Here is a 14,246-nt window from a genome sequence, read left to right as displayed (position 1 = left end):
ACAACCCGTGACCGCCCGGACCTGCGTCGTCGTGGGCGGCAACCTGGCCGGGGGCCGCGCCGCCGAGACCCTCCGAGCGGCCGGGTTCGACGGCCGGGTGGTGCTCGTCGGCGCCGAGCCGGACCGCCCCTACGAGCGGCCGCCGCTGTCCAAGGCGTTCCTGCACGGCCGCCAGCCCGAGGAGGCGCTCTACCTGCGCCCCGAGGGCTGGTACGCCGAGCACGAGATCGAGCTGCGGCTGGGCACCCGCGCCACCCGGCTCGACCCGGCCGCGCGCACGGTGGAGCTGGACCGCGGCGGGCCGCTCGGCTACGACCGGCTGCTGGTGGCCACCGGGTCGAGGATGCGCCGCCTCGACGTACCCGGCGCCGGCCTGGCCGGCATCCACCTGCTGCGTACCGTCCGCGACGCCGAGCGCCTGCGGGCCGAGCTGGCGCCCGGCCGCCGGGTGGTCGTGGTCGGTGCCGGGTTCATCGGTACCGAGGTGGCCGCCTGCTCCCGCGACCTGGGCCTCGAGGTCACCATGCTCGAGGCCGCGCCCCTGCCGCTGCCCCGCCTGGGTCCGGAGCTGGGGCGGATCTGGGCCGGGTACCACCGCGACCAGGGCGTGGACCTGCGCACCGGCGACGGAGTGGCCGCGTTCCGGGGCGACGGCCGGGTCGCGGCGGTGGTCACCACCTCCGGCCGGGTCGTCGCCTGCGACCTGGCCGTGGTCGGCGTCGGGGTTGTCCCCGAGACCGAGTGGCTGGCCGGCTCCGGCGTGCGGCTCGACAACGGCGTGGTCGTCGATGAGTACTGCCAGACCCGCGTGCCCGGGGTGTTCGCGGCCGGGGACGTGGCCGCCTGGTGGCACCCGCGGCTCGGCACCCGGCTCCGGGTCGAGCACGTCGACAACGCCCACAACCAGGCGGTCGCCGCCGCCCACGGCATGCTCGGCCGGCGGGTGCCTTTCGCGCCGGTCCCGTTCGTCTGGTCCGACCAGTGGGACCTGCACCTGCAGGTCGTCGGCATCGCCGACCGGTACGACCGGGTGGTGCTGCGGGGCAAGGTCGAGGACCGCTCGTTCGTCGCCTTCTACCTGCTCGGACCCGAGGTGCGGGCCGCCGCCGGGGTGAACCGTCTCAAGGAGATCGCCGCCGCCCGCCGCCTGGTCTGGGCCCGTCTGGACCACCCGGACCAGCTCGCCGACGAGGACGTGGAGCTCCGCTCGCTCATCCCCAAGCGCCCGCCGGCGTGAGCCGAGTTCGCCGGGCGGGAACGCGGGCCGGGCGGGAACGCGGGCCGGGCGGGAACGCGGGTGGTGGCCGTACCGTTGCAGCTTCTCCGAGGGCAGCCTGTTCCCATGGGTGCTCGACAGGCGGGAACGCGGGTGGTGGCCGTACCGTTGCAGCTGGCGAACGACCAGGATGAGCACCAGTCAGACGAGCACCAGTCAGACGAGCACCAAGAGCAAGGAGTCCCGCATGATCTTCGGCTTCCACAAGACCAGCATGCCCGCGGCCAAGGACGCGCTGCCCGGCCGGTCGGCACGGATGCCTGTGCCGGAGCGCCATACTGTCCTGGGCACGCCCCTGACACCGCCCTTCCCGGACCACCTGGAGCAGGCGGTCTTCGGCCTCGGCTGCTTCTGGGGCGCCGAGCGCGCGTTCTGGCAGACCCCCGGCGTGTGGACCACCGCGGTCGGCTACGCGGGAGGGTTCACCCCCAACCCCACCTACGAGGAGGTGTGCAGCGGGCGCACCGGGCACACCGAGGCCGTGCTGGTCGTGTTCGACCCCGGCCAGGTCAGCTACGAGCAGCTGCTCAAGGTCTTCTGGGAGAGCCACGACCCGACCCAGGGGATGCGGCAGGGCAACGACGTCGGCACCCAGTACCGCTCGGCCATCTACACCCGGTCCGACGCCCAGCGCGAGGCCGCCGAGGCGTCCCGCGACGCCTACCAGAAGGAGCTGACCGCGGCCGGGTACGGCCAGGTCACGACCGAGGTCGGCGTGGCGTCGGAGTTCTACTACGCCGAGGACTACCACCAGCAGTACCTCGACAAGGTCCCGAACGGCTATTGCGGCATCGGCGGCACCGGGGTGAGCTGCCCCGTCGGGGTGACGAGGGCGGAGAACTGACGCAGCTGCCGTTGTGCTCGCGACGCTCGGACCGGGACGGCCCGGTTGGCCTCGCCCGCCGCCAACACCGGGCAGGTGAGACCGTCGACGCCGCTCAGCACAGCCTATCCAGGAGGCGTCATGAACCCAGCGCCCGTGCAGCGCATGCTGCCAGTCGCCAGGAACCTCTTCGACATCCCCCCTGACGTCGCCTACTTCAACGTCGCCAGCCTGGCCCCGACCCTGCGCGCCGGCGTTGCCGCCGGGCGGCAGGCGCTGCAACGACGAGCCCAGCCGTGGCGGATCGCCGCCGCCGACTGGTTCGACGACGCCGAGCGTCGGCGGGCGCTGTTCGCCCAGCTCATCGGCGCCCCAGCCGGGAGCGTCGCGCTGGTCCCCGCGACCAGCTACGGCATGGCGGTGGCCGCCGCCAACCTGCCCGCCCGGCCAGGCCAGCGCGTGCTGGTCCTGGCCGAAGAGTACCCGTCTGGGATCTACACCTGGGCTCGCTTCGCACGCCGGACCGGCGCCGAGCTCCACACCGTGCACCGTGCGCCGGGGCAGGGCTGGGCCGACGCGGTCCTGGCAGCGCTCGACGAGCGGGTCTCGGTGGTGTCGGTGCCGCAGGTGCACTGGACCGACGGGGCGCTGGTGGACCTCGACCGGATCGCTCCACCTGCCCGCAGCGTCGGGGCCAAGCTGGTCGTCGACGCCAGCCAGTCCGCGGGCGCGATGCCGATCGATGTCGGCGTCCTGCGACCGGACTTCCTGGTCACGGTCGGCTACAAGTGGCTGCTCGGCCCGTTCGGGCTCGGCTACCTGTACGTCGACGAGGCCTGGCACGACGGCCAGCCGATCGAGGAGAACTGGATCCTCCGCGACGGCGCACGAGACTTCGCCCGCCTGGTCGACTACCCGGACACCTACCAGCCCGGCGCACGCCGCTTCGACGTCGGCGCGCGCACCGCCTTTGAGCTGACCCCGATGGCGATCGCCGCGTTGGAGCAGGTGCACGCCTGGGGCGTCGCCAACATCGCCGCGACGCTGCATGCGGTGACCGCACCCATCGAAGCTCGGGCCTGCGACCACGGCCTGGCGACCCCGGCGGCGCGGGGGGCGCACATGCTCGGCGTGCGCGTCCCTGACCAGCTCCGCAGCAACCTGCTCGCCGCGCTCAGCGAAGCCGGCGTCCACGTGGGTGTCCGCGGGTCGGCGCTGCGGATCAGCCCACATCTGCACATCACCGACGACGACATCACCCACCTGTTCGCGACGCTCGACCGGGTCCTTTGACGAGCCGCGTCCAGCAGCTGGGCTTCCGCTCGCTGCGACGGAGGCGGACTGGGCCACGGGGGCTCGAGCGCAACCGTGTTCCCAAGGCAGGCGTGCAGTCGGGGTTCCGTGGTATCCAGGTGGCATGCCTGCTGCTTCCAAAGCTGGTCCCATGCTGTCCGCCGACGGGGTCACCTTCCAGCTTCATGACACCGGTCGCGACCTGGCCGCGGCCTGGCTGTTCCAAGAGGTCGCCATGCCCCGCGGCGGCTGGAGCCTCGAGCCCGACGGCAACGGCAGACCGTGGCGGCTGCGCTTCCCCCGCCCGGCCGTGGACCGGATGGAGTACCTGATCGAGCTGCTCCACGGTGACGGGCGCAGCGAGCTGGTCTGCGACCCGGCCAACCCGCTGCGCGCCCCCGGACCGTTCGGCGACAAGTCGGTCGTCGAGTTCCCCGAGTACCGGCCGCCGGGCTGGACGGTCCCGGTCGACGCGCCCGCCGGGACCACCACCGACCTCGAGGTCGACGTGCCCACCCTGGGCGGGCGGATGCGGGCCGCGCTCTGGGCCAGCCCGGGAGTGACCGCCCATGAGCGGCTGCCGCTGCTCGTCGCCCACGACGGCATCGAGTACGCGCAGTACTCGAGCCTTACGCTCATGCTCGACCGGCTCTCCCACCGCGGCGCGCTCCCGCCCATGCGGGCCGCCCTGCTCCACCCGATGCGGCGCGACGAGCACTACTCGGCCTCCGACGCCTACGCCGAGGCGCTCGCCCGCGAGGTGCTGCCGTCGCTGGCCACGGTGGCCCCGGCGCCGCCGGGCCGCCGCTTCCGCGTCGGCATGGGCGCCAGCCTCGGCGCGCTCGCGATGCTGCACGCCCACCGGCAGCGCCCGGCCACCTTCGGCGGGCTGTTCCTGCAGTCTGGCAGCTTCTTCCACCACCGCTACGACCACCACGAGATCGGCTTCGAGCACTTCCAGCGCATCCGCCGCTTCATGGACCGCGTGCACGCCGACCGCGAGTGGAGCCACCCGATCCCGATCGTGATCACCTGCGGCGGCGTCGAGCTGAACCTGCCCAACAACCGGGCCACCAGCCTGGTGCTGCGCCGCCAGGGCTACCCGGCGCGCTTCGCCGCCAGCCGCGACGCCCACAACTGGACCGCCTGGCGCGATATGTTCGACCCGCACCTGGTGAGCCTGCTGAAGGAGCTGTGGGGATGAGGCGCGACGAGTGGGCGGTCGAGTCGCCGGCGATCGGCACGGGAGGCGTCGTCGCCTACGGCCACTACGGCCGCCCGCTGCTGGCCTTCCCCTCCGACGGCGGCCGCCGCACCGACTTCGAGGACCGCGGCATGGTCGGCGCCGTCGGCGACCTCGTCGAGGCGGGCCGGGTCAAGCTCTACTGCGTGGACAGCTTCGACGACCAGAGCTGGCGCAACAACGCCCTGCCGCTCGAGGAGCGGGCCCGCAGGCACGCCGGGTACGAGGACTGGGTCGTCAACCACGTGGTCCCGCGGGTCCACGCCGACTGCGGCGGCCCCACCGAGGTGATGCTCACCGGGTGCAGCTTCGGCGCCTACCACGCCGCCAACTTCGCGCTCAAGCGGGCCGACCTGTTCCCCCTCGCCATCTGCATGAGCGGGGTGTACGACGTCGCGGCGGTGGGCGGCGGCTGGGAGCGGGGCGACGCGGTCTACTTCAACAACCCCACGGACTACATGGCCAACGCCGACGGCGACCACCTCGACTGGCTGCGGCGCCAGGTCCACCTGGTGCTGGTCTGCGGCCAGGGCATGTGGGAGGACACCACCGGCGCGCTCGAGAGCACCAAGGCGTTCGCAGGCGTGCTGGACGCCAAGGGCGTCCCCCACGAGCTGGACCTCTGGGGCTACGACGTGCCCCACGACTGGCCCTCCTGGCGGGCCCAGCTCGCCCACCACCTGCCCCGCTTCTGCTAGGAGGCTGTGCCACGGTCGGGCGGGTCCCGCCGCCACGGCCCCCCGAGCGCGCCTGTGCCACGGTCGGGCAGATCCCCCAGCGCGGCCGCTCAGGCCTGGCCGCTGGGCGCAGCGGCCAGGGGGACCCCGGCCACCGTCTCGTCGGCGAGGTGCTCGACCACCGCCTTGAGGTCCCCGGTCCGCTCGTAGACCGCGAGCTGGCGGTCGGCGCTGGTGCCGTCGCGCAGGATCGTGTGCAGGTACTGTGCGTCGGCCCGGGAGCCCAGCTCGTCGACCACGTCGTCGACGAACTCGAGCAGCTCGCGGGCGAGGTCGCGCATGGGGACCTCCTCGAGCTTGCCGAAGTCGATCAGCTTGCCGTCGATGCCGTGGCGGACCGCCCGCCACTTGTTCTCGGCCACCAGGGAGGGCAGGTACTTGCGGAAGCCGAGGTTCTGGCCGCGCAGCTTCAGCAGCTTGGCGCAGATCGCCTGGATGAGAGCGGCCACGCAGATGACCTCATCGACCCGGGTGATCGCGTCGCAGACCCGGAACTCGACGGTCGGGTACTGCCAGTGCGGCCGCAGGTCCCACCAGATCTTCTTGCCGTTGTCGATGCAGTTGGTCTTGATCAGCAGCTCGACGTGGTTGTTGAACTCGTCGTAGGAGCCGAACTCGGGCGGGATGCCGGTGCGCGGGAAGCGCGACCAGATCACGCTCCGGTAGGACTTCAGGCCGGTCTTGCGCCGCAGCCAGAACGGGCTCGAGGTGGACAGGGCGAGCAGGTGGGGCAGGAAGTAGCGCGCCTCGTTCATGACCTCGACGCGCGCCTCGGGGTCGGGGATGCCGACGTGGACGTGCATGCCGAAGATCAGCAGCTCCCTGACCACGTCCTGCATCTCGGCCTCGAGCAGCTTGTAGCGCTCGAGCTCGGTGATGCGCTGGTCCTGCCAGCGCGAGAACGGGTGGGTGCCGGCCGACACGATCCGCAGCCCGTCCGGGCTGAGCAGGCCGGCCAGCGCGCCCCGCAGGCGCACGACCTCGGCGCGCGCCTCGCCGACGTTCTGGCAGATCTTGGTGCCCACCTCCACCACCGACTGCAGCATCTCGGCCTTGACGTCCTCGCCGAGCAGGGGCCGGGCGACCGCGAGCAGCGTGTCGATGTGGGCCCGCAGCTCCCCGTCGGAGTCGACGATCTGGAACTCTTCCTCGATGCCGATCGTGAGTCGCGGCTCGGTCACAGCGATCCCTCCACCACGTAGGCGGGCACGATGCTTCCCGCGCCCGCGGTGACGTTGAGCAGCGCGGACGACGACAGCCGGGTGAGCGTGCCCGCGACCCGGCCGTCGAACAGGTACGGGTCCATGTCGACCGCGAGGTCGAGCAGGCGCACGCCCTCGAGCGCGACCGGGAACGGCTCGCGCGGCACCGGCACGGCCTCCTGCACCACGTAGGACTGGGTCAGGGCGACGTCGACCGCCTGCTCCCAGTCGTTGGCGTGGACCGTCCAGCCGAGCACCACCCCCTTGCCGCCGTACTCGTCGTTGGGCTTGAGCACCAGCTCCCGGGGCCGCTGGCAGACATAGGCGACCAGGTCCTGGATGGGCTCGCCGTGGCGGGTGGTGGGGCCGTGGCGGACCTTGCGCGTCCACGGCACGTGCCGTTCGATCGCCTCGCGCTGGGCCGGGGTGTAGAGCCCGGCGTAGCGCTCGTCCGACAGCAGGGCCAGGCTCATCTTCTTGTGCAGCAGCTTGGCCCGGAAGGTGTTGACCACGCACACCGCCCCGGCCAGGTAGGCGTCGCGCAGGGCGTGGTGGGCCTCGTCCTCGGTGGCCAGCAGCTCGCTGGTGAGCACCCGGCGGTAGACGAGGTTGACCCGCTCCCCCTCGGCCCACAGCGAGCCGCCCGAGAAGTCGAGGCCGGCCGGGTCGCAGATGTGGGTGCGGACCCCGCGCGACTCGAACCACTCCCGGAACATCTCGAACTCCGACAGGGTCGGCAGGCCGGGCCAGTCCACGATCGCGACGACCGGGGTGTCGCCCGTGCCCCACTCGGCGAACGCGCGCAGCATGCAGTCGAGCTGGGCCTGGCGCACGGGCAGGTGGTGCAGCCGCCAGCGCTTGCGGAACGCCTGCATGACCGGCAGGGACTCGAACACCTCGGCGAGCACGTCACCGTAGGCCATGCCCGCCGGCGACTCGGCGTTGTACTCCACGTAGCGGATCTCGTCGGCGAAGAAGCTGTCGAGCCGGCTCGACGGCGACGACGAGCCGCAGCCCGGGTCGGCCAGGGCCAAGCGCTCCTCCTCGGGCGTCAGGTCCAGCTCGGCGCGCAGGTCGGCGTCGGCCAGCAGCGCCCGCTCGAGCGCGCCGAGCGCGGCGTAGACGGTCTCGGCGGCGCCCACCGCCCGGTCCCAGCGCGCCTGCTCGATGAGCTGCGGGCGCAGCGCGACCGAGAGCGGGTGCGCGCCGAAGTACAGGCCCCGCTCGCGCTGCCCCTCGGCGAGCGCGGCGCAGGTCTCGTTGGCGAGCGCCCGGTCGTCGAGGAGCTCGTGCCAGGCGGCGACGGGATCGTTCACACGTACCTCCACCAGCGGTGCTCGCCCCGCCAGGGCGGGGCCGCCTCACCGCGCGCGTAGCGTAGGACCAGCTCGCTCATGTGGTGCAGCACCCAGTCGAAGCCCTCGTCCTTGATCGAGAAGTTGTCGAAGTCGGGGGCCGGGTTCAGGAAGTCGATCGCGTACAGCACCCCGTCCTTGACCGCGAACTCGACGGTGTCCATGTCGTAGCCGAGCGCCCGGGTCAGGGTGCGCGCGTCACCGATGGCCCGCTCGCGCAGCTCACCCTCGGGCGGGTTGTCGGTGACGTAGCGGTCGAAGAACGGCCGCCTGGGGTCGTAGCGGAACGGCAGCACGTCCTCGCCGATCACGATGCAGCGGACGTAATCGTCCCAGTCGATGTACTGCTGCAGGATCATCGTCTTCTGCCCGGTCTGGTCGTAGGCGCGGATCAGCTCCTCGAGCGAGCCGACGACGTACACGTCGCGCGAGCCGCCGCCGGTGTTCGGCTTGAGCACCGCGGGCAGGCCCGTGTAGCCGACGACCGCCTCCCAGTCCAGGGGGTACTGGAGGTTCCGCAGCGACCGGTCCGGGTCGATGTAGCCGATGTACTCCTTGTTGGGCAGCACGATCGTCTTGGGCACCGCCACCCCGAGCTTGCGGGCCAGGGTGCACTCGAAGAACTTCTCGTCGGCCTCCCACCAGAACGGGTCGTTGATGACCGCCGTGCCGAGCAGGGCCACGCTCTTGAGGTAGGCGCGGTAGAAGGGGACCTCGTGGGAGATCCGGTCGACGATCACCGCGTAGCGGGGCGGCTCCTCCAGCTCCCCAGCGCCCCCGAGCGAGCACATCTCGGCCCGGATGCCGTCCTGCTTGCCCTTCTCGTTCACCACGTCGAGGAACGGCAGCGGGAAGGTGTTCTCGATCCCTACGAGCAGGCCGACGAGCTTGGGCATGGGGGCTCCTTCCGGGCGCGGACCGGGCGGGTGCGGCCGTGCACCCGTGCTAGGCCGCACGTGTGCGTCCGGTCGGTGGACGGCGGTGGGTTCCGGTGGCGATCACCCGCTTCCTGGCGGCGGGGAGCGTCGGGGACACGGCGGTGCGCCCGTTCTTGCCCTCGCCACGGCAAGCCTAACCAGCAGCGGCGGCCACGGGAAGGGTGTCGGCGGGCTCGCGGGCGCCATCCTCGGGCTCTAGGGCGGTCCAGGCAGGCCGACCGCCTGGCCGGTGTCACCCAGGGGACCCCACCGGACGAGGCACTCGTCGTGGAGGTCGTTCAGAAAGGCAGCGAGTAGCTCCCTCGTGCTCGCCAGCCCGGCGTCAAGGTACCGCTCGAGCTCGTCGACCGCGGCGTTGCACTGCTCAGCGGTGAACCGGCTGAGCAGTTCGTCGAGGTGGCCGGTCTTCATGATGAACGCTCCTTCGCCCGACAGGTGTCCACGTGACGCACCCGCCCATTCGTATGATCCCATCGCGATCTGCCATGACGCACCGACCGTCCGGAACCTCCGCCGGCCCTGAGACGGCTGCGAAGCGAGGTGGAAGTCTTGCTTCCGGCCGCGCCGTCTACGGGGCGGGTGGGCACTATGATCTGGTGTCAGTAGCCCGCGACCAAGGCATCGACCATGCTCATCTGCGCGTTCGCCCGCTCCGACCCGGGCCGGGTCAGGGACCGGAACGAGGACAGCCACCACCCGGGGAGGACGCTGTTCGCCGTCGCCGACGGCCTGGGCGGCCACTCGGCCGGGGAGGTCGCGTCCGCGACCGCGGTGCGCGTGCTGGCCCGGCTCGACGGCATGCGCCCGGCCAGCGTCGAGGCGGCCCGGGAGGAGCTGGTGGCCGCCTTCGAGGAAGCCAACCGGGTCGTTCGCGACGAGGCGGCGCTCGACCCGGCCCGCGCCGGGATGGGCACCACCCTGACCGCGGCCCTGCTCGCCGCCGAGCAGCTCGTCATCGCGCACGTCGGGGACAGCCGTGCCTACCTGCTTCGGCCCGGCGAGCCGCTGCGGCAGCTCACCAATGACCAGACGGTCGTGGCCGAGATGGTCCGCCAGGGCCGCCTCTCCCGCGACCAGGCCGCCTCGCACCCCTACCGCAGCGTGCTGACCACTGCCATCGGGCTGGAGCGGGAGGTCGACATCCAGCTCCCGCCGCCGCTCCCGCTCCGCTCCGGTGATCAGGTGCTGCTCTGCTCCGACGGCCTCACCGAGCCGGTCGGCGAGGACATGATCGCCGAGCTGCTGATGTCGTCCCCGGACGGCGACGCCACCTGCGACGCGCTGGTCGACGCGGCCAACGCCGCCGGCGGCCCGGACAACGTCACCGTCGTCCTGGTCCGGACCGCCAAGGGCGACCCGGGCGCCTGACCGTCGCGACGCCGGCCCGTGCCGGAGGGGCGCGGAGCATCACCGGGCCGTTCCGTGCGGTCCTCGGCGCCAGCGGCACGGTCGTGGGCGTCGTCGCCGGAGGTCACGGGGATGGCCGCGCCTACCCCGGGCTGGCCGCAACGTGCACAATCGGGTGCGCCGGGGTAGGGCGAGCGCTCCCAAAGGGTAGGCGGAGAAGAAGATGAGCAAGCGCATGGGCAGGCAGGAACCGACGAGACCGCTGGGGCCGTACGACCCCTGGGCGGAGACGTCGCGGCTGGGCGGACCGTGGCCGCCGCAGGAGCGGCAGCGCCCGTCGCGGGCCCGCATCGGCATCGCCCTGCTGGTCGTCGCGCTGCTCGTGCTGACGGTGCTGGGGGTCGGGGGCTTCGTCGGCTGGCGGCTGTGGCCGTCCTTCCCCAACCCGTTCGCTTCCCGGTCGGTGGACCGCAGCCCGCCCGTGGTGCTCAAGGCGATCGAGGACCTGCACGTCTACAAGGCCGCCTCGGGCAACTTCCAGATCCTGATCGACCTCGAGAAGGACTCGAAGTACCTGCCGTCGTTCGTCAAGGGCGAGCGGACGCTGTTCGTGGCCGCCGGCAGCGTGGACGCCGAGGTGGACTTCTCCGGCGTCGACAAGGGCGCGATCAAGGTCTCCGAGGACCGGCGCTCGGTCTCGGTCACCCTGCCTCACGCGCGGCTCACCAAGGCCCGCATCGACCCCGACCGCAGCTTCGTCGCCTCGCGCAAGCGGGGTCTGCTCGACCGGCTCGGTTCGGTGCTGTCCGACAACCCGACCAGCGAGCGGGAGCTGTACCAGCTCGCCACCACCAAGCTCGGGTCGGCCGCGGTCGAGAGCGGGCTGGTGGCCAGGGCCGAGGCGAACACCCGGGCGATGCTTGTGGGCATGCTCCGCTCGCTCGGCTTCACCAACGTCACCGTCACCTTCCAGGACCCGCCCACCTGACGGCGGTCACCCGGGGCACGCCGGGATCACCCCGGGCACGCCGCAGGTCACCGGGGCACGCCGGGATCAGCCTGAGGCGCCTGGCTGCTGTCCGGAATACAACCGGTTATCGGACTGAAGACCTGAGGACGTGGCCACCACCTCGGTGGACGGCGTCAGGCAGGAGCGCCAGCCGGGGCCGCCGCCGTCCAGGTAGGATCGGGCCATGCGGGTGTGCGTCATCGGAGCGGGCTTCGCCGGGCTCGCGGCAGCCTGGACCCTTCAGGAGGGGGGCGCCGAGCCGCTCGTGCTCGAGGCGCGCGACCGGGTGGGTGGCCGCGTCCACTCGGCCCGGCTCGGCAACGCCGCCATCGTGGAGCTGGGGGCCGAGTTCGTCGAGCGGGGGCACCGCGCACTGGCCGACACCACCGGCCGCCTCGGCCTCGAGCTGGCGCCGGCCGGCATGAGCTACGGCGACCGCGAGCCACGGGGCGGGCTCGGCGTGGACCGCGAGACCCTCTGGGCCGAGGTGGCCAAGCTCGGGCGGCTGCTCGCCGAGCCGGGCCGAGCCTGGCGCCGGCCAGGCCTGTCGGTCGCGGCGGTGCTCGAGGCCTTGCCGCTCGACCCGGGGGCGCGCGAGGCGATCGCCGCCCGCATCCAGGTCTCAGCTGCCCAGCCGGTGGGCGCGCTCGCCGCGACCTCGCTCGACCACGCCGGCTCGACGTTCGACCGGAGCGAGAGCGTGCGCGTGGCCGGTGGCAACCAGCGCGTCGCGGACCGCCTGGCCGAGCGCCTGGGCCCGGCGGTCCGGCTCGGCGCCCCCGCCGAGTCGGTGGTGTGGACCGGGCCTGGGGTGCGGGTCCGGGCCGGCGGAGACGTGGTAACGGCCGACGCGGCCGTCGTCGCGGTGCCGGCCTCGGTGACCGGCCGCATCCGCTTCGACCCGGCCCTGCCGGCCTGGAAGGCGGGCGCGCTCGGGCGGGTCGTCTACGGGCACGCGGCCAAGCTCTTCGTGCCCCTGCGGCGGCCGGCCCCGCCCAGCGCGGTTCTGTCAGTTCCCGACCATTACTGGACCTGGACCGCGCGGGGCGCCGACGGGGCCGTGCAGCCGGTGGTCAGCGCGTTCGCGGGCTCGGCGCCGGCGCTCGAGCGGCTCGGCGTCGCCGAGGGCCCGGGTGGCTGGCTGGGCCGGCTGCGGGCGCTGCGGCCCGACCTCGACCTCGACGAGGCCGGCGTGGTGCTGTCGACCTGGGACTGCGATCCCTGGGTGGGTGCCGCCTACTCGACCCGCACCCCGGACCGCGACCCTGGCGACGACGAGCTCCTGGCCCGCCCCGCCGGCCGGCTGCACTTCGCCGGCGAGCACACCGCCGGCGACTGGGCCGGGCTGATGGAGGGCGCGGTCCGCAGCGGCCTGCGCGCTGCCGCCGAGGTCCTCGGGCGCCTGCCCGGCTGAGCCCGGCCGGGCTGTTCAGGGGACCAGGCAGAACGTAGACTTCCGGGCAGCGCGGACATGGGGCGGTAGCATGGCGGAGATGGCCGGCGCCCGGGCGGGCGTGTCGCTGAGGCGGTTCCGTGGCGAGGTGTACACCCGCCACCCGAGCGACGCGCTGCGGGTCGCCCTGGGTGTGGTCCTCGTCGTCCTGTGCACCCGATCCGTGCACAGCGACCGGATCGGCCAGCAGGAGACCAACGTCTTCCGGCTCGTCAACGACCTCCCGATCCCCGGCTGGGCCTACCCGTTCGTCTGGTTCATGATGCAGCTCGGCAACCTGGGGGCCGTGCCTCTGGTCGCGGTGGCGGCCGCGGCGACCCGCCGCTGGCGGCTGGCCTTCGACGCCGCGGTCGCCGGCGGCGCCATCTACGTGGTGGCCAGGGTCATCAAGCAGTTCGTGCAGCGGGGCCGGCCGCAGACCCTGCTCGACAACGTGCACATCCTCGGGGAGCCGGCCCGGGGCCTGGGCTACGTGTCGGGACACTCCGCGGTAGCGGTCGCGCTCGCCACCGTGGCCAGCCCCTACCTCGGCCGCCGGGGCCGGCGGGTCGCGTGGGCGGGCGCCATCGTGGTCTGCCTGGCCCGCATGTACGTGGGGGCGCACCTGCCCCTGGACGTGCTCGGGGGCGCCGCGCTCGGCTGGGCGGCCGGGTCGCTCGTCCACCTCCTGCTCGGGGCGCCCAGGGGCCGCCCAGCCTTGGCCCGCGTGCGCCAGGCCCTGCACCGGTACGGGCTCGACCCGGTCGAGCTGCAGCCGGTCGAGCCCGAGTCGCGCCGGTCGGCCAGCTACTACGTCACCAGCCGGGACCGGCCCGACCTGTTCGTCAAGGTGGTCCCGAGGGAGCGGCGCGACGGCGACCTCCTCTGGCGGGCCTGGCGGTGGCTCACGCTCCGCAGGTCGGCCGGACCACCCCGGTTCAGCCCGCCCGTGCAGCAGGTCGAGCACGAGGCGTCGATGGCGCTGCTCGCCGCGGGCGCCGGCGTGCGCGCGCCCGCGGTCCTGCTGGTGCGCCCGTTCGGCAACGGCGCCGGCCTGCTCGTCGAGCACCGCGTGCCCGGGCTCGGCCTCGAGCGCCTCCCCGCCGAGCGCATCGACGACACCCTGCTCGGCGAGGTCTGGCGGCAGGTCGCCATCCTGCACCGGGCCAGGATCGCGCACGGCGACCTCCAGCCGGACAGCTTCGTGGTCGACGAGGAGGGCCACCCCTGGCTGGTCGACTTCGACCGGGCCGAGGCGGCTGCCGGCGAGCGCCAGCTCGACCAGGACGCCGCCGGGCTGCTCGCCTCGCTTTCGCTCGTCGTCGAGCCGGCCCGGGTCGTGGCATCGGCCCGCGAGGCGCTCGGCCCGGACGCGTTCGGGCGGACGGCTGCGCTGCTCGGGTCCCGCGACCTGCCAGCGCCGACCCGCCGTGCCCTGCGCGCCCGCCCCGAGGTCCGGGAGCAGCTGGAGGCCTGAGGTGCCGGCCCTCCCGGCAGAACCGTTCGGAGTTCGCGACCCCTCAGAGACGTCGGCGTCTACCCGCTGACGACGTCGTGGGGCAAGGACCGGCCCGCGCCGCCAGCGCGCCCG

13 protein-coding genes are annotated in these 14,246 nt (G+C 73.2%); 9 read left to right on the top strand and 4 right to left on the bottom strand.

Annotated elements, in window-relative coordinates; all coding sequences use genetic code 11:
• Positions 1-7 precede the first annotated feature (7 nt).
• The 5 genes from VG276_03910 (at position 8) to VG276_03890 (ending at position 5,333) form a co-directional block, all read left to right on the top strand.
• A complete protein-coding gene (locus tag VG276_03910) occupies positions 8-1,237 on the top strand; it encodes an FAD-dependent oxidoreductase (protein HEV8648549.1) in 1,230 nt (409 codons plus the stop codon).
• Positions 1,238-1,463: 226 nt separating this feature from the next.
• On the top strand, positions 1,464-2,120 hold the full coding sequence (gene msrA / locus VG276_03905) for a peptide-methionine (S)-S-oxide reductase MsrA (GenBank protein ID HEV8648548.1): 657 nt from the start codon (positions 1,464-1,466) through the stop codon (positions 2,118-2,120).
• 120 nt (positions 2,121-2,240) lie between these two features.
• Positions 2,241-3,392, top strand: coding sequence for an aminotransferase class V-fold PLP-dependent enzyme (locus VG276_03900; protein ID HEV8648547.1), 1,152 nt, complete (start codon positions 2,241-2,243; stop codon positions 3,390-3,392).
• Positions 3,393-3,543: 151 nt separating this feature from the next.
• On the top strand, positions 3,544-4,596 hold the full coding sequence (locus tag VG276_03895; GenBank protein HEV8648546.1) for an alpha/beta hydrolase-fold protein: 1,053 nt from the start codon (positions 3,544-3,546) through the stop codon (positions 4,594-4,596).
• Positions 4,593-5,333, top strand: a complete 741-nt coding sequence (locus VG276_03890; protein HEV8648545.1) for an alpha/beta hydrolase-fold protein — start codon at positions 4,593-4,595, stop codon at positions 5,331-5,333. The genes VG276_03895 and VG276_03890 overlap by 4 nt, the downstream gene beginning before the upstream one ends.
• Positions 5,334-5,422: 89 nt before the next feature.
• Here VG276_03890 and VG276_03885 read toward each other — a convergent pair whose 3' ends face one another.
• From VG276_03885 to VG276_03870, 4 genes are all read right to left on the bottom strand, one after another.
• On the bottom strand, positions 5,423-6,553 hold the full coding sequence (locus tag VG276_03885; protein HEV8648544.1) for a carboxylate-amine ligase: 1,131 nt from the start codon (positions 6,551-6,553) through the stop codon (positions 5,423-5,425).
• On the bottom strand, positions 6,550-7,890 hold the full coding sequence (locus VG276_03880; GenBank protein HEV8648543.1) for a hypothetical protein: 1,341 nt from the start codon (positions 7,888-7,890) through the stop codon (positions 6,550-6,552). Before VG276_03880 ends, VG276_03885 begins: the two co-directional genes overlap by 4 nt.
• Complete coding sequence (locus tag VG276_03875) at positions 7,887-8,825, bottom strand: hypothetical protein (protein HEV8648542.1); 939 nt, start codon at positions 8,823-8,825, stop codon at positions 7,887-7,889. Before VG276_03875 ends, VG276_03880 begins: the two co-directional genes overlap by 4 nt.
• Before the next feature lie 237 nt (positions 8,826-9,062).
• Positions 9,063-9,278: a hypothetical protein gene (locus VG276_03870; protein ID HEV8648541.1), complete on the bottom strand. Its 216-nt coding sequence runs from the start codon at positions 9,276-9,278 to the stop codon at positions 9,063-9,065.
• 216 nt (positions 9,279-9,494) lie between these two features.
• On the opposite strand from VG276_03870, the gene VG276_03865 reads away from it, so the two are divergent.
• The 4 genes from VG276_03865 (at position 9,495) to VG276_03850 (ending at position 14,132) form a co-directional block, all read left to right on the top strand.
• Entirely contained in the window at positions 9,495-10,235 is a 741-nt protein-coding gene (locus VG276_03865; GenBank protein HEV8648540.1) for a protein phosphatase 2C domain-containing protein, read from the top strand.
• 202 nt (positions 10,236-10,437) lie between these two features.
• Positions 10,438-11,202, top strand: a complete 765-nt coding sequence (locus tag VG276_03860) for a DUF4230 domain-containing protein (GenBank protein ID HEV8648539.1) — start codon at positions 10,438-10,440, stop codon at positions 11,200-11,202.
• 205 nt (positions 11,203-11,407) lie between these two features.
• A complete protein-coding gene (locus tag VG276_03855; GenBank protein ID HEV8648538.1) occupies positions 11,408-12,637 on the top strand; it encodes an NAD(P)/FAD-dependent oxidoreductase in 1,230 nt (409 codons plus the stop codon).
• 70 nt (positions 12,638-12,707) lie between these two features.
• A complete protein-coding gene (locus VG276_03850) occupies positions 12,708-14,132 on the top strand; it encodes a phosphatase PAP2 family protein (GenBank protein HEV8648537.1) in 1,425 nt (474 codons plus the stop codon).
• The last annotated feature ends 114 nt before the right edge of the window (positions 14,133-14,246 follow it).

Source organism: Actinomycetes bacterium (assembly GCA_036000965.1).
Lineage (GTDB): Bacteria > Actinomycetota > CALGFH01 > CALGFH01 > CALGFH01 > DASYUT01.
Note: the sequence above shows the minus strand (reverse complement) of the source record. Positions and strands in the feature narration are given on the sequence as shown.